The 19240-nt window shown below is 67.9% G+C and carries 22 protein-coding genes; 16 read left to right on the top strand and 6 right to left on the bottom strand.

Features of this window, described 5'->3' with window-relative positions:
- Positions 1-140: 140 nt before the first annotated feature.
- Entirely contained in the window at positions 141-545 is a 405-nt protein-coding gene (locus OG866_RS15720) for an ATP-binding protein (RefSeq protein ID WP_329335225.1), read from the bottom strand.
- 200 nt (positions 546-745) lie between these two features.
- Here OG866_RS15720 and OG866_RS15715 point away from each other — a divergent pair, with 200 nt between their 5' ends.
- The 3 genes from OG866_RS15715 (at position 746) to OG866_RS15705 (ending at position 2433) form a co-directional block, all read left to right on the top strand.
- Complete coding sequence (locus OG866_RS15715; protein WP_329335224.1) at positions 746-1582, top strand: helix-turn-helix domain-containing protein; 837 nt, start codon at positions 746-748, stop codon at positions 1580-1582.
- A gap of 7 nt (positions 1583-1589) precedes the next feature.
- Positions 1590-1778 carry a DUF397 domain-containing protein gene (locus tag OG866_RS15710; RefSeq protein WP_329335223.1) on the top strand — a complete coding sequence of 63 codons (189 nt, stop codon included), beginning with the start codon at positions 1590-1592 and terminating at the stop codon, positions 1776-1778.
- A 64-nt stretch (positions 1779-1842) separates the two neighbouring features.
- Positions 1843-2433, top strand: a complete 591-nt coding sequence (locus OG866_RS15705; RefSeq protein WP_329335221.1) for a hypothetical protein — start codon at positions 1843-1845, stop codon at positions 2431-2433.
- 28 nt (positions 2434-2461) lie between these two features.
- On the opposite strand, the gene OG866_RS15700 is transcribed toward OG866_RS15705, so the two are convergent.
- Positions 2462-2848, bottom strand: coding sequence for a DUF192 domain-containing protein (locus OG866_RS15700; protein ID WP_329335219.1), 387 nt, complete (start codon positions 2846-2848; stop codon positions 2462-2464).
- 438 nt (positions 2849-3286) lie between these two features.
- On the opposite strand from OG866_RS15700, the gene OG866_RS15695 reads away from it, so the two are divergent.
- The 8 genes from OG866_RS15695 (at position 3287) to OG866_RS15660 (ending at position 9640) form a co-directional block, all read left to right on the top strand.
- On the top strand, positions 3287-3946 hold the full coding sequence (locus tag OG866_RS15695) for a hypothetical protein (RefSeq protein ID WP_329344118.1): 660 nt from the start codon (positions 3287-3289) through the stop codon (positions 3944-3946).
- The gene (locus OG866_RS15690) at positions 3934-4962 is read left to right on the top strand and encodes a hypothetical protein (protein ID WP_329335217.1); all 1029 of its coding nucleotides are present in this window, start codon (positions 3934-3936) and stop codon (positions 4960-4962) included. The genes OG866_RS15695 and OG866_RS15690 overlap by 13 nt, the downstream gene beginning before the upstream one ends.
- 123 nt (positions 4963-5085) lie before the next feature.
- On the top strand, positions 5086-5406 hold the full coding sequence (locus OG866_RS15685) for a hypothetical protein (RefSeq protein ID WP_329335215.1): 321 nt from the start codon (positions 5086-5088) through the stop codon (positions 5404-5406).
- The gene (locus OG866_RS15680; RefSeq protein WP_329335213.1) at positions 5403-6767 is read left to right on the top strand and encodes a hypothetical protein; all 1365 of its coding nucleotides are present in this window, start codon (positions 5403-5405) and stop codon (positions 6765-6767) included. The genes OG866_RS15685 and OG866_RS15680 overlap by 4 nt, the downstream gene beginning before the upstream one ends.
- A gap of 91 nt (positions 6768-6858) precedes the next feature.
- A complete protein-coding gene (locus OG866_RS15675) occupies positions 6859-7476 on the top strand; it encodes a hypothetical protein (protein ID WP_329335212.1) in 618 nt (205 codons plus the stop codon).
- A gap of 28 nt (positions 7477-7504) precedes the next feature.
- Positions 7505-8197, top strand: coding sequence for a hypothetical protein (locus OG866_RS15670; protein WP_329335210.1), 693 nt, complete (start codon positions 7505-7507; stop codon positions 8195-8197).
- Positions 8198-8238: 41 nt separating this feature from the next.
- Positions 8239-9123: an LLM class flavin-dependent oxidoreductase gene (locus OG866_RS15665; RefSeq protein ID WP_329335209.1), complete on the top strand. Its 885-nt coding sequence runs from the start codon at positions 8239-8241 to the stop codon at positions 9121-9123.
- A gap of 1 nt (position 9124) precedes the next feature.
- The gene (locus OG866_RS15660) at positions 9125-9640 is read left to right on the top strand and encodes a GNAT family N-acetyltransferase (RefSeq protein WP_329335206.1); all 516 of its coding nucleotides are present in this window, start codon (positions 9125-9127) and stop codon (positions 9638-9640) included.
- Here the strand turns inward: OG866_RS15660 and OG866_RS15655 are convergent.
- Positions 9615-10142 carry a DinB family protein gene (locus tag OG866_RS15655; RefSeq protein ID WP_329335205.1) on the bottom strand — a complete coding sequence of 176 codons (528 nt, stop codon included), beginning with the start codon at positions 10140-10142 and terminating at the stop codon, positions 9615-9617. The two genes, OG866_RS15660 and OG866_RS15655, sit on opposite strands and share 26 nt — an antisense overlap.
- 50 nt (positions 10143-10192) lie before the next feature.
- Here OG866_RS15655 and OG866_RS15650 point away from each other — a divergent pair, with 50 nt between their 5' ends.
- On the top strand, positions 10193-10999 hold the full coding sequence (locus OG866_RS15650) for a methyltransferase domain-containing protein (protein ID WP_329335203.1): 807 nt from the start codon (positions 10193-10195) through the stop codon (positions 10997-10999).
- Positions 11000-11073: 74 nt separating this feature from the next.
- Here the strand turns inward: OG866_RS15650 and OG866_RS15645 are convergent, their stop codons facing one another.
- Complete coding sequence (locus OG866_RS15645) at positions 11074-12261, bottom strand: winged helix DNA-binding domain-containing protein (protein WP_329335202.1); 1188 nt, start codon at positions 12259-12261, stop codon at positions 11074-11076.
- An 888-nt stretch (positions 12262-13149) separates the two neighbouring features.
- On the opposite strand from OG866_RS15645, the gene OG866_RS15640 reads away from it, so the two are divergent.
- The 4 genes from OG866_RS15640 (at position 13150) to OG866_RS15625 (ending at position 18156) form a co-directional block, all read left to right on the top strand.
- The gene (locus tag OG866_RS15640) at positions 13150-13923 is read left to right on the top strand and encodes an isoprenyl transferase (protein WP_329335201.1); all 774 of its coding nucleotides are present in this window, start codon (positions 13150-13152) and stop codon (positions 13921-13923) included.
- A 329-nt stretch (positions 13924-14252) separates the two neighbouring features.
- Positions 14253-15578: a PhoH family protein gene (locus OG866_RS15635; protein ID WP_329335200.1), complete on the top strand. Its 1326-nt coding sequence runs from the start codon at positions 14253-14255 to the stop codon at positions 15576-15578.
- A 398-nt stretch (positions 15579-15976) separates the two neighbouring features.
- The gene (locus OG866_RS15630) at positions 15977-16660 is read left to right on the top strand and encodes a transglycosylase SLT domain-containing protein (protein ID WP_329335198.1); all 684 of its coding nucleotides are present in this window, start codon (positions 15977-15979) and stop codon (positions 16658-16660) included.
- A 158-nt stretch (positions 16661-16818) separates the two neighbouring features.
- Positions 16819-18156, top strand: a complete 1338-nt coding sequence (locus tag OG866_RS15625) for an AI-2E family transporter (RefSeq protein WP_329335197.1) — start codon at positions 16819-16821, stop codon at positions 18154-18156.
- Here OG866_RS15625 and OG866_RS15620 read toward each other — a convergent pair.
- Both OG866_RS15620 and OG866_RS15615 read right to left on the bottom strand, forming a co-directional pair.
- Entirely contained in the window at positions 18116-18649 is a 534-nt protein-coding gene (locus tag OG866_RS15620) for an alkyl hydroperoxide reductase (protein ID WP_329335195.1), read from the bottom strand. The genes OG866_RS15625 and OG866_RS15620 overlap by 41 nt on opposite strands.
- Positions 18650-18655: 6 nt before the next feature.
- A complete protein-coding gene (locus tag OG866_RS15615) occupies positions 18656-19210 on the bottom strand; it encodes a peroxiredoxin (protein WP_329335193.1) in 555 nt (184 codons plus the stop codon).
- Positions 19211-19240: the final 30 nt, after the last annotated feature.

The raw sequence follows: 19240 nt of genomic DNA, 5'->3' as shown, positions 1-19240 counted from the left end.
TTCCCCCGTGTGATTGGCCTCGACTGGCGCTCTGATTCTGCACAGCGGAGCGCACCGATCCAGACACCCTCCGCGATCGTTACGGATCAAGGACATGGACGGGACGCTTCCGTTTCGCCAGGTCAGCGCGGCGAAACGAGTCAAGCGGCGGCAAGCTCGCACCACACGTACTTGCCTCGTCGGCCATCCCTTGACAGGGGCTGCCACCCCCACAGATCGGCACAGGCCCGGATGAGAACGAGCCCCCGTCCTTCCTCCGAGAGCCCCAACTCGCTGACGGATTCAGGTGGTTGCGGGTCCGCGTCCCACGCCCCGATCCGCAACACCCCCGCCGCCCAACGCACCCGCAAGGCAGCGGGCCCCTTCGTGTGCCGTACGGCGTTGGAGACCAACTCGGCCGCGAGGAGCTCCGCGACGTCGACGAGCCGGATCAGGCCGTGCATCGTCAGGATGAGGCGGAGGGTGCGACGGCTGACGGTGACGGAACGGACGTCGTTCGGGATGTAGAGCGTGTACTCCCAGGGGGCGGATTCGGTTTCGGGCATGGTCAACTCCCGGTCAGTGGGGGGTGGGTGGCATGCGGTGGCGGTGCCGCCGGCGCCATGGCAGGGCGGAGCGGTGCACTTCCGCAGCGTGTGCGTTGCGTCACTGACGGTACGGCTTGCATGTAATACCGAGCAAGCCGATCCCGTAATCTGACCCCGAACGAGCGGTACTGGCAGGCATGTTGAAGCGGGGGCGACTGATGGTCCTGAGGCGCGAACCGACTGCGCGTCAGATGCGCCTGGGGATCGAGCTGCGCAGACTGCGCGAGGGAGCGGGGCTCACCACCATCGAGGCAGCGGCGCTGCTCGGGGCGAACCGGGTCCAGATCACCCAGATCGAATCCGGGCTCGCCGGAGTGAGCGAGGAGCGACTCCGCCGCCTGGCGTCCCACTACGCCTGCACGGACGGGGAGTTCGTCGATGCCCTGGCCGCGATGGCCGCCGACCGAACGCGCGGCTGGTGGGAGGAGTACCGGGGGCTCCTGCCGACGTCGTTCCTGGACATCTCCGAACTGAACCACCACGCCACCTTCCGGCGCGATGTGGCGATCCTCTACGTTCCCGGCCTGTTGCAGACGGAGGCCTACGCCCGTGGCGTCTTCTCCGCAAGGGTCCCCGAACTCACCCAGGAAGAGCTGGAGGTGCGCGTCCAGCACCGAATGGCAGGCCAAAGGGTCGACTTCCCCTATGAGTTGGTCATCCATGAGGCGGCCCTGCGTATCCGGGTCGGCGACCGCAGCGCCTCTCGGGTGCAACTCGCCAAGCTCCTGGACCTCTCGGAGGCGGACGACACATCCGTGCGTGTCATCCCCTTCGACCTCGACGGCTTCGGGAGAGCGGCCAGCACCATGACGTACGTCGGCGGCCCGGTGCCCAAGCTGGACACCGTGGTGCGCGACGTACCGCACGGCTCGGCCTTCATCGACGGTGAGGCGCAGCTCGGCGCCTTTCGAACGCGCTTCCGTAAGGTGGAAGGTGTCTCACTCGACCCGGAGCGGTCGCGTGAGTTCATCAACCGGCTGGCGAAGGAGCTGTGAGGCACCCATGGAAAACTGGCGCAAGTCGTCCTACTCGGGCCCCGACGACGGCAACGAGTGCGTGGAGATCGCCAACACCTCCACCCACATAGCCATCCGCGACTCCAAAATCCCCTCAGGCCCCACCCTTACGTTCCCCACCGCCACCTTCACCCCCTTCATCGAGGCGCTGACAACCACGCCCCCTACCCCGTAACGCGCAATGGGCGGCCGACGAAACCGACTGGCGACCGCTCGCAACGCCATGCGAGGCTCCGCCCATGGGTAACTCCAAGGCGTACCCGGTGCTCCGCACCGCCGACGCGGCGATGGCATACGCGCAGGCCAAGCGCCTGGTAGGGCTCCTGGAGCAGATCGCGGACGAGGTATGGCTGATGGCTGAGCTGCACACGGTCGCGGACGTACGCAGGATGGCGAAGGCACTCCCGCAGGCCCCGTACGACTACCTGAACGCCCGCAAGGACCCGTCCACGGGCGAGTACCTCAGCTTCGATGCGGACGTGATGACAGCGGACGACGCCACACTGGAGGCGGCCCTGCCCTTGGACCTCTCGGAGGAGTTCCCGAGGGGAGAGCTGGAGGATCTCTTCGTGGCGGCCCTCGGCGCGGGGACGGCCTCCATCGACTGGCACGGCAGATGGCCGGAGGACGACGAGGCGGACTGCCACGGCACGCCGCGATACGACGGCGTCCAGGTCGTCTTCCACGGCAATCACGCCCAGTGGGACACCTGGACCGAGCACCACACCGTCTTCGTCCACACGGACAAGTGGGGCGACCTGCCGCGGGCCCGCAAGCTGGCGGCGTACATCGGGAGTGAGGTGGTGGGGGAGCAGGAGGTGGGTTGGTAACCGTCGCGTACGCCCGCCCCACCCACCCCTACGCGGCGGAGTCGGCCCCAGCCTCGGCCACGACCTCCACCCGCACCCCGCCCCGCAACCCCCACCCGGCCATGACACCGGCCTCGGCCTCCACCACATGCCGAGCCCGCACCCGAGGCAGCCCCAACCGCCCGGGTTTCATGGTCCGGACGGCGATGACGACGAGATCGCGATCGAGGTAGGCGACATCGATCGCCATGCGCATCCGAAAGGTGTGCACGCTGTTGGCGGGCGACAACAACATGGCCCCCTCAACACAGTCCCGCCCCAACAGCCCTTTGGTACGGGCCCGATAGGAGGCGGCGACCTCAACCGGAACAGAAACCGTCCCCGCCTCCCCCCGCACAACCAACACTGCCCGTCCATCCCGAAACCGCCGCCCCACGCCCGGCCCACCTCTCTTCCACCGAAAGCAAAGAGGGCGTGTGCTGCCCCGCCCCTTGGATAGCGTTCCTCGTCCAGGAAGGCCACACTCCAGGAGGCTGGACCTCACCCTGAGGCCGCGGTGGATGGCGAAGGCACCGCTTCACTCAGCAGAGGATCGACTTACAGCGAGGAAGCGCCCGATGCCAGCCGTGAACACGACCGGCGGCGAGCGACATCACCACGTCCTCCTTTGCTCATTCATAAGTGGAACAACCAGTTCGCCGCACGCCCCGGCCACCAACCCCCGCGTTACCCAACCGTGACCGCTCAATCGGGCCGGGGAGTGCACGATTTGGCCCCATACATACCCCCAAGTGCTCCGCTTCACCCTGGTGTCACCCCACCCCGCTGGATAGCGTTGGTTCGCTCAAGAGAAGCCTCGCCTCACCAGGAGCCGATCGTGAATCGCCGCCCCACCCTGATCGCAGCGCTCACGCTGACCGCCGCAGCGGCCCTGACGCTGTCCGCGTGCGGGAGCGATGACAGCTCCAAGGACGACAACGACAAGATCGCGGGAGCCGACACCGGCGGCAGCGCGTCGCCATCGCCCAGCCCGAGCAAGTCGGACTCCTCCGGCCGCCCGAAGATCACCTTCCCGTCCGACGCCAAGAACGTCTTCGAGTACGACAAGACCGGCAACGCGGCGAAGGATGCGGCTCTCGCCGACAGCACGCTGAGCGTGAACTCCGTGGACGAGGCGATCTTCGAAGCGAGCACGGGAACGAAGGCGCTCGGCTTCTACAACACGGGCAAGGCGCTGGAGTCGTCGATCACCTACGTGCAGCGATACATCGACGGTGGTGACTCCTGGACCGGGGAGACCCGGTACTTCAACTACAAGGTCACGCTCTCCGGAGCCAACAAGGCCTACGTGACCTACTGCTCCGACGAGAGCAAGTCGTTCATCAAGGACCGAAAGACCAACAAGGTCGACAAGTCGCCGAGCGACGACAGCTCCTACGTGTTGTACAACACCAGTCTCACCAAGAATGCCGAGGGAGTCTGGCAGACCAGCAACATCGCTTCAAACAGGGGGAACAAGGCGTGCCAGCCGTAAGGAAAGTGGCGAGGGCTGCAACAGCCCTGGCGATCATAGGTTTCTCGCTGCTCGCATCGCAGTCGGCGTATGCCGGGCGTGGCAAATACGGAGAGAACGGTGACGGCGCGGACACGAGCGCCAATGCCAATGGAGACACCCTTTCCGTCACCGCCGGAGGCGTCGTCTTCGACCGTTCCAAGAACGGCAGCGGCACCTCAACCGGCGCCCTGACGTCGAGCACCTCCTGGACCCCGCCTCCTTGCTGGTACGCGCCCAAATACACCCCGGAGCAGCTCCAGAAGACGCTGGAGCCGATCTGGGAAGCCGAGTCGACCGGCTACGAGTGGGATGCCGAGCAGCGGAAGAAGTACAACGCGGACGACGAGAAAAAGGGCTTCAACAAGGACAAGACCGGCAAGGGTTACTGGTGGGACTCGTACGTAGACAAGAGCTACCCCCCGGGCTGGGACTCCTGTGACAAGGGACCCTTCTGGGTGGACACGGGCGACGCCCCGCCGGCCCAGTACGAGAACGCCGTCACCCCCGAGATCCTCGCCGAACTCGCGTACAACGAGATCCGCGTCCCGGGCACCAAGGTGACCCTGGCCCCCGCCGAAGCGACCAAGGTCAACCTCCCTACCTGGGCCTGGCTCGACGGCGCCGCCTTCAAGCCGGTGTCCGTCACGGCCTCCGTCCCGGTGCTCCAAATCGAGGCGACCGCGACCGCGGAACCCGTCTCGCTGAAGATCGAGCCCGGCACCGCCGACGCCGTGACCTACCCGGCATCCGGCGTCTGCGAGATCAACGACGGCCGGATCGGTGAGCCGTACGCCAAGGGGAAGGCCGACCAGACCCCGGCTTGCGGAGTGAAGTACCTGCGGTCTTCCGGCGACGGCACGTTCCCGCTCCGCGCGACGGTCACCTGGGAGATCCACTGGACCGGCACCGGCGGTACGGGTGGCGACCTCGACGACGGCAACTTCGGCGCCACGCAGAATGTCGTCGTACAGGAGATCCAGGCCGTCAACCGCTGACGATCACAGGGTCCCACAGTCGGGCGATCACTCCCCTCGGGAGAGTGATCGCCCGCCTTGCTGAGCAGGTGGCGTGGATAGAGTCCGTCACTCGCGCACACGGCAAGAGCGGGGAGTGAGTGCATGGCGGGTCGGCTGGCCGTTGACGGTGATGAACTCTCCGAGTTCATGGGCAAGTTGAGGAAGTCGACGAGCTCGCTCGCGGGCGTGCGCAAGGCGCTGTCAGGTGCCGACGTCCGAGGGTTGGGTACGGATGATCTCGACTCCGCGTGTGAGGACTTCCAGGACGACTGGAAGTACGGCGCCGAGGAGATCGGCAAGCAGACGGATGATCTCGCCGAGATCATCGGCAAGAGCCGGGACAGCTACCGCGAGGTGGACAAGGCGCTGGAGGCGGCTCTGGAGAAGGCCGTCCGGGAAGCGAAGCGCAGGGGCGGGAAGTGACCCTCACGCCTGGTGTCGAGCGGACCCGCTCCACCGACTCCCGGTACCAGCAGTACGACGACGACCTCAGGAAGCCCCAAGGCCTGCAGACGACTGCGCCTGTCCCGAACCCTCACTATCCTCACCTGGGCTTCAACCCGGTGCCGGGCGACACCGAGACCGTACGAGGGCTGCACAAGAAGCTCGCCGACTGCGCCAAGACTCTCGAGGATGCACGCGACTTGGTGGCCAAGTTGCTCGACGGCAGTTGCTGGGAGGGCGACGCCGCGGTCGCCTTTCGGGAACAACTCGACGGCGGCCCGCTGCCGTTGAATCTGAAGAACGCCGCACATTCCCTCCGTAAGGCGGGTAAGCAACTGGTCCGCTGGGAGAGCGAACTCGACGACTACCAGCGGCGTGCCAAGAAACTCGAAGAGGACGCGAAGGACGCCCGGGAGGTCGTGGACCGGGCGAAGGGGCGGGCGGCCAAGGCGGCGGACGACCCCCACCTGGAGGGAAAGGGGTCCGACAGCGATGCCGCGCAGAAGGCCCTGACCCACGCCAACGCCGATGTCGAGGAGGCTCAGGCCGAACTCGACAAAGTCATCGGTAAGGCGCGGAAGCTCGCCGAAGAGCACGAGAACAAGGCCAAGCATCGCGCGGGCAAGATCCGGGACGCGACAAAGAAACTCGTCCCGCACGAACCGGGCTGGTTCGACGAGGCCCTCGACTGGCTGGGCGACAACCTCCCGGACATCCTGAGCTTCGTGGCGGGCGCGCTCGCAGTGGCCGCGCTGGTGCTCTCCGGCCCACTCGGCTGGAGCCTGGCCACGATCGCAACACTCATGCTCACGTCGTCGGCGATCAGCTTTGCGGCCTTCGGGTTGAGAATCTCGGACGCCGAGACGTGGGAGTCCCTGAAAGACGGCTTCACCCAGGGTGAGCGGGACGCCGATTTCTGGAGCAACCTCGTCTCTGTGGGTGCGGACTTCGCCGGGGCGCTGCCGGGAGTCGGAGCAGTCGGCAAAGGCGCTTACACGGGCATCCGCGCCGCCATGAGAAGCACCGAGGCCTCGGGCGTTCTGCAACGGGCGGCCATCTATGGCGCGAAGACGATGGACGAGGCAAAGGCCATCGCGGATCTGAAGAACCCACTCATCGCGCGGGCGGTACGAGGTTTGAGTGATCCCGAAAAGGCGGCCAACGCTGTAGCCGGGGCCTCTGGTCTGACCGGGGTAGGAACCGGCGGCTTCGGCCTGTACAACAAGGCCGTGGACGCGGACGACGATGGCATCAAAGACGGCACGGTTGCGGGTATTGACGGATCACGTCTGGTCCTCGACAACGGTGGCATCTTCAAGCTCTTTGGACACGTCTTCTGATGCGCCTGGCATGGAAGGGAAATTCATGAAAGCCGCCGACTTCCCAGCTGGGTGGGACCACCCACCCACCCGCCGCTCTTGGAACCAGCACATGGCCATGAATATCGTCGGTCTCGTCGGCTGGCCGGCCGCATGGATCGGGCAGCTGTATGTGCTCGTCGTCTTCCTTTCGCCAGGATTTGCCTTCCTGTTCGCGCCCACCCTCTGTTATGCGCTCTATCGCACGGTCATTCAGTTGAGCTACTTTCCAGCAGCATTTCGGATGCGGCGCGTCCTCCGTCAATACCCTTGGCAGCTGTTCTTCACCTTGCCTCGTGGTGTCGACGAGCATCCGGATGCAGAGGACGATGGTGTCTGGATCGAGATCCCCAATCCGACTGCCCTGTCACAGCGCGGTGTCCCACTTACTTTCGTGAAGCACCACCGCTCCTACTGGTGGTTGAGGCATATCGGAGGCCCCCGTACCAAGTCGGCACTCAAAGAGCAGCTGGAGCCGCTGTGGTTCGCAGGAGATCCCCGCTTCCTCGGGGTTATCGCGGTGTCCACCAGGAACGGCCTTGCTCCCAGGCGGCTGCACTTTCTCTATCGTCCCTCCGCCTTTGAGGACACGGCGGCGCGTCAACGCTGGGAAAACGCCGCAGCCTCAGACCTGGAACGTGCGCACAAGGCAGGGGCCCGCTTCGTCGGCGTCGATCCAGCCTCACGCTGACATCAACCGCAGCTACTGAACGAGAACTATGAGCACCCCGACGATCATCCTTCACGAATCATTCAAAGATCCCAGCGCGGAACTGTGGTTCGTCGAGCCGTCCGGATTCACGGCCCTGCCTCTTGAGGCACTGCTTCCGGAGCCCGATTCCACGGTTGCTGACGAGCTTCGCTCCGCCGCTGCGCCGTTCCTGCAGACGGCGCCAGATGAGACGACCCGCCAGCAGTTCATCGCCAGCTTCGCTTCGACGCAGCAGTTACTCAGCACGTTCCGCGACATGGGTACGGTTCACTGCTCCATCGGGCTTCACAGCGACGATGTGGAGAAAACTGGCAGTGCCAGCGCCGATGGCCCCCTCTTCTCGTTCTTCACCATTTCCTGGCACGAGACGGCTGTTGCTCCGCGCGGTGTGACAGCGGCTCGTGCCGTGACAGCGGCGGAAGGGCATTCCCGTGTCGAGTTCCTCGAACTGGCCTGTGGTCCAGCGGCGTTCAGCGAATGGACATTCCGGCCGTCTGCTGGAAGCGATCTGCCGTCGCAGCCGCTCCTGCAGCTTCGTGGCTTCCTTCCGCATCCCGACTGCACACGTCTGGCTGTTCTCACCTTGAGCACAACGGCGGTTGCCCGGCGCGATGAGTACCGGGCGATCCTCCAGCAGATCGCCGACTCGGTCTGCTTCGAGAATCCTCTGGAACATGGGCTCGTGGACACCGGCGCGTAAAGAAGTTGTCCAGCGCCCTCCCCATGGGTAGGAAGGTCCCCATGACCGCACTCGGCGCCGTCTTCCGCCCCCAGCTACCCCCCGAACGCCTCCGCGACATCGCTCGCCTCGCCGACGGCTCCGGCCTCGAAGAGCTCTGGCTCTGGGAGGACTGCTTCAGGGAGGGAGGTATCTCCACAGCCGCCGCCGCTCTTGCCTGGACCGAGCGGGTGAAGGTTGGGGTCGGGTTGCTTCCCGTGCCTCTGCGGAACGTTGCGATCACCGCCATGGAAGTCGCCTCCCTGAACCGGATGTTTCCCGGACGGGCCGTCGTCGGGGTCGGGCATGGGGTGCAGGACTGGATGGGGCAGGTCGGGGCGAGGGTGGAGTCCCCGGTGAGCCTTCTGCGGGAGCATCTCGTCGCGTTGCGGGCTCTGTTGAGGGGGGAGCGGGTCAGCACCGACGGGCGGTACGTCCATCTCGACGACGTTGCGCTCGACTGGGTACCCGACGCCCCCGTCCCCGTCCTCGCCGGCGCCACCGGCCCCCGTACCCTCCGGCTCACCGGCGAAGCCGCCGACGGAACCATCCTCACCGCGTCCACCACCGCCGACGGAGTACGACGCGCGCGGCAACTCATCGACGAGGGGCGGCAGTCCGCCGGGCGCGGTGACGGGGCCGCCGGAGCACATCGCGTCGTCGTCTACCTTCTCACCGCCACCGGGCCCGACGCCGGCCGGCGGCTGCGCGCCGAGCTTGCCGACGAAGGGCTTCAGGACGTTCCCGATCTCGGGGTCGCCGGTGACGCGGGTGCGGTCGCCAAGGCGGTTCAGCGGCTTGCCGAGGCCGGGGCCGACGCCGTGATTCTTCAGCCGACCGGAGACGAGCCCGACCCGGAGGGGTTCGTGCGGTTCGCCGCGGAGGAAGTACGTCCGCTGGTGCCGTGAGATGAGCGCCGTTGACGACGGAAGGGTGCGGCTGCGGGCCGTCAGAGACACCGACCTCGAATGGTTCCTCGCCTTCGAGCATGACGAAGAGGCGCTGCGGCGGTCCCGGTTCACCGCCCGGCCGCGCGAACGGTTCATGGATCACTGGCGCGACAGCGTCCTCGGTGACGAGAGCTGTCTCGTCCGTACCGTCACCGTGGACGGCCAACCCGCCGGGCATGTCGTCAGCTGGTGGGAGGAAGGGGAACGGCGGTTTCTCGGGTACTGGCTCGGACGGGAGTACTGGGGGAGAGGCGTCGGCAGTGCCGCCCTGACGCGGTTTCTCCACTACGAGGAGCCCGTCCGGCCCCTCTACGCCGACCCCTTCATCGGCAACACCGCCTCCGTACGGCTGCTGGAGAAGCTCGGCTTCCGGCACGCCGGCACGCTCAGACACGGCGCCGACGAACACGCCCTCCTTGTCCTGTCGGCCCCCGCTGCGGCAGAGGCGCTCAATCCCGCCGGTGATCCCCCGTAGCCCCGTCGATCAGCTCCCGCACCACATCCATGTGCCCCGCGTGCCGGGCCGTCTCCTCGATCATGTGGACGAGGACCCAGCGCAGGGACACCTCGTGATCACGCCAGGACGGGCGGCCCAGGCCCTCCAGGGGCACCCGCGTGATCACCCGGTCCGCCGCCGCTCTCGCACGACCGTAGAACTCGACGATCTGCGCCGTCGTCTCACCCTGGTCGGCCCGCATGTCCTCGTCCGTCTCGGGGTCGAACCAGAGCTTCTCCACCTCGCCGCCGAAGGTCTCCGCGAACCAGCCGTACTCCACCGACCCCAGATGCTTGACCAGGCCCAGCAGACTCGTGCCCGACGGGGTCATCGGGCGGCGCAGCCGCTCGTCGTCCAGACCCTCCAGCTTCCACAGCACCGCGTCCCGGTGCCGGTCCAGGCTCGCCCGCAGCGTCTCCTTCTCACCGCCGCGGTACGGCATCCCGGTCCCCATGTCCTCCGTGACCTCAGCATTCGTCATGCCGGAAAATTAGCAGCGCCCACTGACATCACTCTGCGACGATCATCCCTATGCCCGCCGCCGAGAACCACCGTCACCACGCCACCTTCGACGACCTCGTCGCCGAAGGCGCCGCCGTCCCCACCGACGGCTGGGACTTCTCCTGGTTCGAGGGGCGGGCCACCGAGGCGCGGCCCTCGTGGGGGTACGCCACCGCCATGGCGGCGCGGCTCGCCGGCGCGACCGCCGCCCTCGACATCCAGACCGGGGGAGGGGAGGTACTCGACTTCGCCCTCGCCCAGGTCGAGCCGAAGGCTCCCGTCCTCGCCGTCGCCACCGAGGGCTGGCCGCCCAACGTCGCCAAGGCCACCGCCCTGCTCCGCCCCCGCGGCGTCGCCGTCGTCGCCGCGCCCGAGGACGCGCCGCTGCCCTTCGCGGACGAGGCCTTCGACCTGGTCAGCAGCCGGCATCCGGTCAGCCCGAACTGGCCGGAGATCGCGCGCGTACTGCGGCCCGGCGGGACGTATTTCGCCCAACATGTCGGCGCGCGCAGCGTGTTCGAGCTCGTCGAGCACTTCCTCGGGCCGCTGCCGGACGAACAGAGCGCCAACCGCCTTCCCGAGCGGGAGCGCGTCGGCGCCGAGGCCGCCGGTCTCGAGATCGTCGACCTGCGCTCCGAACGCCTCCGGATGGAGTTCTACGACATCGCCGCCGTCGTCCACTTCCTGCGCAAGGTGGTCTGGATGGTCCCGGACTTCACCGTCGAGAAGTACGAGCCCCAACTCCGGTCCCTGCACAAGCGGATCGAGTCCGACGGCCCCTTCGTCGCCCACAGCTCCCGCCACCTCTTCGAGGCCCGCAAGCCCCAACTCACCTAAGCCGAACCGCCTAACCCAACCCGCCTAACCCAACCCGCCTAAGCCGGCCCACTGAACCCAACCCGCTCAAGCCCTCACGCGTGCGGCCCCGTCGTCACCTCGCCCACCACCAACTCCGCCCGGGCGACCTCCAGTACCTCCCCCACCCGCTCCACCCGTTCCCCCAACTCCCGTGCCTGCCGCGCCGTCAGCCGCCCGAGCGGCTCCACCGTCACCGTCGTACGACGCCCCTGGCGCCGCTGATGCCAGACCCCGGCCACCACACCGTCCACCAGCAGCACCGGGTAGTTGCCGGCCTGGCCGCCCGCGAGTGCCCTGCGGTACGCGTCCCCGGGGAACAGCCGCTCCCGGGGTTGCGCGGCGATGCCGTACGCGTCGAAGTACGGCAGCAGCCGCACCCCGCGCACCCGCCCCAGCCCCCGTCCCTCGGCCGGGAACTCCATGTCCCCGGCCGCCACCCACGCGTCACCCATCCATGCGCCCCCCACACCCGCAACCCCGACCCGCTCGATCTCGCCCGCCTCCGCCATCCGTTCGAAGAGTCGCCCCGCCCACCCCGCCGGCGCCGCCAGCCACTTGGCGAACCATGCCGGTGTCGACGGGCCGTAGGCGTGCAGATAGCGGCGTAGGAGTTCACGCACCGCCTCGTCCGGCGGCAGCGGGGCGAAGTGCGGGGGGCGGGTGTACGTCACCTTGCGGCCCCGGTTCGGGCCGAAGCACAGGGCGCCGGACTGGCTGGCCCGGTGCAGTACCTGGCGCCAGCGTGGCCACAGGGCCTGGAAGGCGGGCATCACCAGGTCGCCGGCCCAGGGACCCGTGCGGGCCACGACCTCCTCGCTCAGTTCGTCGATGGTGAGGTGTACGCCGTCCAGGGCGTCCCCGATCGCCGCCACGACCTCCTCGGCCTGCTTCTCGCTCAGCCGTACGTCCGGCGCTTGGCCGCTCGTGCCGGACGGGACGGCGGGCAGGGCGGCGCACCACAGGGGGAGTTCGGCGGTGGGGAGGAGATGGACGGTGCCGCGTGGACCGTGCGTCTTCACCAGGGAGCGGTCCTCCCACAGCGCGCTGCGTACGTCCGCGCGGGTCAGTGCGGTGCTCCGTACTCCTACCGAGAGCTCGGCCGCGGACATCACCTGCGCGTGCGCCCCGAGCATCGCGGCGACCACCTCGGCGGCCGGGACGTCCTCGGGGGCGGAGATGGCCAGGAACTGGCGTTCGAGTCGGCGTGCGCTCGCCTGATCCCACGTGATGCTCGTCGTCATGGGGTCGACGCTAGGGCGGCATGAGGTCGAGGGCTGTCCTCTTAGGGCTTTCGGGGCCGCACCTTGCACCTAAGAGTTAGGGCTTCTAGGGCGCACTAAGAGAGGGATCGCAAATCGGGCAATCCGTGCATCAATCGCCTATCCCCCCTTCGTATCGACGGGATTCACGCGGTTTCCACATCGTTATCACCGTCGGCTCGCTTCTTACCTTCTCCTCACGTAAGTTCAGACCAAGGTAATTCGCGTCAGCAAAGCTGCGCGGGCGGCACCGCGCGGCGGAGGGGGCTGCGCGGTGCCCTGCCTCGCAGCTCGCGGGGCCGAGGGGGCGGCGTCAAGGGCGCGCACAGGGCCGGGTCACCCGGGTGGGGGATGCGAACACGACACGCCCGGACCGAGTTCGCGGCGCCACCAACCCTCCGGGTCTCGCCGGATCTCATCGGATGTCGTCGGATCTCGCGCAACTACCTTGGGAATCAGCTGTGTTCCAGCCATGAGCCCGCCGTGAATGAGGCGTTTCGCGCCCACCGGGCCGTCGCCGCATGACTGCGGAGAGTAGTTGTGGCACGCCGATGCACGCAGCATCACTTACGAAGGGTTATGGTGGAAACCCCCCCTCGGGCCGGTCCGTCTCCCCCCCACGGACCGGCCCGTTTTTTGTGCCCTCGCACACCCCGTCAGGCCCGGCGCCCCCAGCTGCCCCGGCCCGGGCGCGACCCACGCCCACCTGCCCGGACCCCCGCACGAGGCGTGCCCGCCACACCCCCGCCCGCACCCCGAACGCCGTCCCCGTACTCCAGCCGGACGCGACCCGCGCTCAAGCGTCCCTCCAGTGTCCCGGTAGGCTTCCGCGCGCGGGGACCGCATCTGCACGGAGGGGCTGACAATCTCGTGAACCTGCGCGACAAGCTGCGGGGCCTGCTGGTCAGGCTCTACGCACGCCGGGTGGAAGGCCACCTGGACCACGCTCAGGTGCCCAAGCACATCGGCGTCATCATGGACGGCAACCGCCGCTGGGCGAAGGCCGCCGGCTCCACCACCGTGCACGGTCACCGGGCGGGTGCAGAAAAGATCGAGGAATTCCTCGGCTGGTGCACCGAGACGGATGTCGAGGTCGTCACGCTGTGGCTGCTGTCGACGGACAACTTCGACCGGCCGCAGGACGAACTCGGTCCGCTGCTCGGCATCATCGAGGACGTCGTACGGACGCTCGCGGCGGACGGCCGCTGGCGGGTGCACCATGTCGGCACGCCCGACCTGCTGCCCTCCCAGATGCAGATGGCGCTGAAGGAGGCGGAGGAGGCGACCGTCCATGTCGACGGGATACTCGTCAACGTCGCCATCGGCTACGGCGGCCGCCAGGAGATCGTCGACGCGATGCGCTCGATGATGCTGGACGCCGCCCACAACGGCACCTCGCTGGAAGAGCTCGCCGACTCCGTCACCGTCGACGCGATCAGCCGCCACCTCTACACCGGCGACCAGCCCGACCCCGACCTCGTGATCCGCACCAGTGGCGAGCAGCGGCTGTCCGGATTCATGCTGTGGCAGACGGCCCACTCCGAGTACTACTTCTGTGAGGTCTTCTGGCCGGCCTTCCGCAAGGTCGACTTCCTGCGCGCCCTGCGCGACTACGCGGCACGCCACCGGCGTTACGGCGGCTGACGCACGTACCCCCTCAAGGGGCGGGCCGCCTACCCCCTTCGGGACGGAAGTAACAAGGAGTTCACCTACGCGCCGACCTACGCGTCGGCATGGTGACGCATGTTCGAGGGCATAAGCCAAGCAGGTCGACGCCCGAACCACGGGTGTCGGATCCTCAGCGGGCGGCACGGGGCCGTCCGCCCGGGAGGCCCTTTGCACCAGCCCGATCGTGCGGCGACCGCACGGACGAACAGGCGGAGGGCCGGTTTCCGGCCCGTGCAGACGGGCCGTCGACCGGTCCAGCTCCACTCCGTCGCTCCCCGACCTCATCCGAGGGGGTACGTCCTTCCGTGGTGACCAGCACAAAGCGCCACAAGCCAGACCGGCGCACCTATGTTCTCGACACCAGTGTTCTGCTGTCGGACCCGAACGCCCTGAACCGCTTCGACGAGCACGAGGTAGTGCTCCCCATCGTCGTGGTCACGGAGTTGGAGGCCAAGCGGCACCATCCCGAGCTCGGCTACTTCGCCCGGCAGGCCCTGCGGCTGCTCGACGACTTCCGGGTCCGGCACGGCCGTCTCGACGCCCCCATTCCGATCGGGGAACTCGGCGGAACCGTTCGTGTCGAGCTCAACCACTCGGACCCCAGCGTGCTGCCCAGCGGCTACCGCCTGGGGGACAACGACTCCCGCATCCTCGCGGTCGCCCGCAATTTGCAGGCCGAGGGATACGACGTCACTGTCGTCTCGAAGGACCTCCCGCTCAGGATCAAGGCCTCTTCCGTCGGTCTCCTCGCAGAGGAGTACCGCGCGGAGCTCGCCATCACGGGCTCCTCCGGCTGGACCGGAATGTCCGAACTGACCCTGCCGGGCGAACAGGTGGACATCCTCTTCGAGGAAGGGCATGTGTATGTGCCCGAGGCGTCCGACCTGCCCGTGCACACCGGGCTGACCATCCACTCCGAGCGCGGCAAGGCGCTGGGACGCGTCTCGCCGGACGGGAACGTCCGTCTGGTGCGCGGCGACCGGGAGGCGTTCGGCATCAAGGGCAGGAGCGCCGAGCAGCGGATCGCGCTCGACCTGCTCCTCGACCCGGACGTCGGCATCGTCTCGATGGGCGGCCGGGCCGGCACCGGCAAGTCCGCGCTCGCGCTGTGCGCGGGCCTGGAGGCCGTGCTGGAGCGACGCCAGCACAAGAAGGTGATGGTCTTCCGGCCGCTGTACGCGGTGGGCGGGCAGGAGCTGGGCTATCTGCCCGGTTCCGAGTCCGAGAAGATGAGCCCCTGGGCGCAGGCGGTCTTCGACACGCTGTCCGCGGTCACCAGCCGCGAGGTCATCGAGGAGGTCACCGCGCGCGGGATGCTCGAAGTACTGCCCCTCACCCATATCCGCGGACGCTCGCTGCACGACGCGTTCGTGATCGTGGACGAGGCGCAGTCGCTGGAACGGAATGTGCTTCTCACCGTTCTGTCCCGAATCGGCGCCAATTCACGGGTGGTTCTCACCCATGACGTGGCCCAGCGGGACAACCTGCGGGTGGGGCGGTACGACGGTGTCGTCGCCGTCGTGGAGAAGCTGAAGGGACATCCGCTCTTCGCCCACGTCACGCTGACGCGGTCCGAGAGGTCCCAGATTGCGGCCCTTGTGACCGAAATGCTGGAGGACGGGCAAATCTGAGGTAATCACGGCCAGTTGGCGCCGTCCGGAAAGGCGAAGAGCCTAGCCGGGCGGCGCCTTCGCGTGTTGCTGTTTCTCAGAATCCCTGGGGCCAAACGGGATGTGAGCTTTCACACGCAACTCAGAATTGCCACCCGGCGTCCGGTTACGGCAGAGTCTCACTCCTGTCAGGCCCCGCATACGACACATCTGTACCGCCAGCGGTACGGCACCACAGCAACACCAGCTTCAACTCCATAGTCGACGTCGTATGCCGCCCGAGCACCACGCGGCGCCTCCCGCACGGGAGTTGCCCACCGGGCCCGTACCTCCCGTGACCCGCAGTTGGGAGGTCAGCGTCAGGGGCAAGATTGCGTCCGCCAGGGTCACCGAAGCGGACGACGCTGGAAGGAAACCGTGTGAGTCCGATTTCGGTCCGGGGATTCGCAGTGGCCTCTGCCACCGCGGTCACCGCTGTCGGAAGCGTCGTCGGCGTTGCCTCGGGCAGCACCGCACAGACCAACGACGCCGAGGCGGCAGTAGCCGATTCGACGCTCCTCGCGGACATACCCGCGGGCCAGCAGGCCCAGGTGCAGACCGCATCCCTGACGCAGCAGGCCAACGTCCAGGCCATCCAGGCCGACGCCAGCGCCAAGAAGGACGCCGAGGAATCGGCCCGCAAGGCCGCTGCCGAGTCGGCGATCCAGAAGAAGGCCGACGCCGAGAAGGCCGCCAAGGAAGCCAAGGAGCGCCTGGAGGCCAAGGCCGCCGCGTCCCGCAGCTCTTCCAGCTTCCCGGTGCAGAGCTCGTACACCGCCGCGCAGATCCAGGCGATGGCCGCCCAGATGGTGCCGAGCGGCCAGTTCCAGTGCTTCAGCAACATCGTGGACCACGAGTCCAGCTGGAACTACACCGCCGTCAACGCCTCCTCCGGCGCCTACGGCCTCTTCCAGGCGCTGCCCGGCTCGAAGATGTCCTCGGTCGGCGACGACTGGCGCACCAACCCCGCCACCCAGATCAAGTGGGGCCTCAACTACATGGACAGCCGCTACGGCAGCCCGTGCGAGGCCTGGTCCTTCTGGCAGGCCAACCACTGGTACTAGGCGGGCCGCGGGTACGGAGCCGTACCCCGCTCAACCTTGCGAAGCCCCTCACCGTCCTTTCGGTGAGGGGCTTTCGCTGTTCTCCGGCCCCGCATGTACGGTCGGGACGGACGGCTCCAGGGGGAGTGGTGGGGAGAGACGGGGGAAGAGGACGGATCATGTCGCGAGTGCCACGGTGGCTCGGCCGGGTCGGAGCCGGACTGAGCGAGATGGGGGAACGGTTGGACGAGCGTCGCGCCGAGGTGGAGCGGGAGGAGGCCGAGGACTCCGCCGAGCCGCCCGCGCCGACGCCGCCCCCCGCCGACCAGGCGCCCGTGGTGGTCCAGCGACCCGATCCCGCGCAGGCGGTGCCGTGGGGCGTGCGGGTCGCCGCGGAGGCCGGCTGGCGGCTGCTCGTCCTCGCGGGCACCGTCTGGGTCCTGATGCGGGTCATCAGCGCCGTACAACTCGTCGTCTTCGCCTTTGTGGTGGCCCTGCTCATCACGGCCCTGCTGCAACCGACGGTGGCCCGGCTCAAGCGGTACGGCGTGCCGCGCGGTCTGGCCACCGCGCTCACCGCGATCTTCGGCTTCGTCGTCCTCGGGCTGCTCGGCTGGTTCGTGACCTGGCAGGTCATGGAGAACATCGACGACCTCTCCGACCAGATCCAGAACGGCATCGACGATCTGCGTGACTGGCTGCTGAAGAGCCCCTTCCACGTCACCGAGAAGCAGATCAACCAGATCTCCAAGAACCTGGCGGACGCGGTCGGCGCCAACACCGACCAGATCACCTCCGCGGGCCTGGAGGGCGTCCAGGTCGTGGTCGAGGCGCTGACCGGCATCCTGCTGACGTTCTTCTCCACCCTGTTCCTGCTGTACGACGGCCGGCGCATCTGGGAGTGGACGCTGAAGCTGGTGCCGGCGGCGGCCCGGCCGGGGGTCGCGGGCGCGGGTCCGCGGGCGTGGCGCACGCTGACGGCCTATGTGCGCGGCACGGTGATAGTGGCCCTGATCGACGCCATCTTCATCGGCCTCGGCATCTACTTCCTGGGTGTGCCGATGGCCGTGCCGCTGGCGGTCTTCATCTTCCTGTTCGCGTTCATCCCGCTGGTCGGCGCGGTGGTCTCCGGCGCGCTGGCGGTGGTGGTCGCGCTGGTGACGCAGGGCGTGTTCACGGCGGTCATGGCCCTCGCGGTCGTGCTGGCGGTGCAGCAGATCGAGGGGCACATCCTGCAACCGTTCATCCTGGGCCGCGCGGTGCGGGTGCATCCGCTGGCGGTGGTGCTGTCGGTCGCGGCGGGCGGGATGGTCGCGGGGATCGGCGGCGCGGTCGTCGCGGTGCCGCTGGTGGCGGTGACCAACACGGTGGTCGGCTATCTGCGGTCGTACTCCCAGGGGGTGGAGGCGGCCCACCCCGCCGCGGCACCCGCGCAGGGTCCGGGGGCACCGCCCCCGGACCCCGTCGAGGACGCCGCTACTCGGCCAGAACCGCCTCAGCCTCCAGCGTCACACTGACCGCCTGGACGACCGACGCGATCTTGAACGCCTCCTGGACGACCTCCCGGTCCAGGCCCGCCTTGCGCAGGACCTGTTCGTGGGAGTCCAGGCACATGCCGCAGCCGTTGATCGCGGACACCGCGAAGGACCACAGCTCGAAGTCGACCTTGTCGACGCCGGGGTTGCCGATGACGTTCATCCGCAGGCCCGCGCGCAGGGTGCCGTACTCGTGGTCCGAGAGCAGATGGCGGGTGCGGTAGAAGACGTTGTTCATCGCCATCACCGCGGCGGCGGACTTGGCCGCCGTGTACGCCTCCGGCGACAGGTTCGCCGCCGCCTCCGGCGCCAGCTCGCGCAGCACGATCGGGGAGCGGGAGGCGATCGCCGTCGCCAGTACCGTGCCCCACAGCTGCTGGGCCGGCAGGTCCGAATTGCCGATGACCGAGCCGAGGTTGAGCTTCAGGTCCTTGGCGTAGTCCGGTATGCGGGACTTGAGGGAGTCGAGGGACATCTCAGGTCACTCCCCGGCGAGCAGCTTGCCGGCGTCCAGGGTCTCGTCGCCCTTGGTCCAGTTGCACGGGCAGAGCTCGTCCGTCTGGAGCGCGTCGAGGACCCGCAGGACCTCCTTGGGGTTACGGCCGACCGAGCCCGCGGTCACCATCGAGAACTGGATCTCGTTGTTCTGGTCCACGATGAACACCGCGCGCTTGGCGAAGCCGTCCTCGCCCTCGATGCCCAGGTCGCGCATCAGCTCGCGCCGGGTGTCGGCCAGCATCGGGAACGGCAGCTCGCGCAGGTCGTCGTGGTCCTTGCGCCAGGCGTGGTGGACGTACTCGGAGTCGCCGGAGAAGCCGAGGATCTGCGCGTCGCGGTCGGCGAACTCCTCGTTGAGCTTGCCGAAGGCGGCGATCTCCGTCGGGCACACGAACGTGAAGTCGGCGGGCCATGCGAACACGACCTTCCACTTGCCCTCGTAGGACTTGTGGTCGATCGTCGCGAACTCCTTGCCCTTCTCCAGCGAGACACAGGCGGTCAGTTCGAAGGCGGGGAACTTGTCACCGACAGTGAGCACGAATTCTCCTTGCAGCGAGGAAAGCGCCCT

The organism is Streptomyces sp. NBC_00663 (genome assembly GCF_036226885.1).
Lineage (GTDB): Bacteria > Actinomycetota > Actinomycetes > Streptomycetales > Streptomycetaceae > Streptomyces.
Note: the sequence above shows the minus strand (reverse complement) of the source record. Positions and strands in the feature narration are given on the sequence as shown.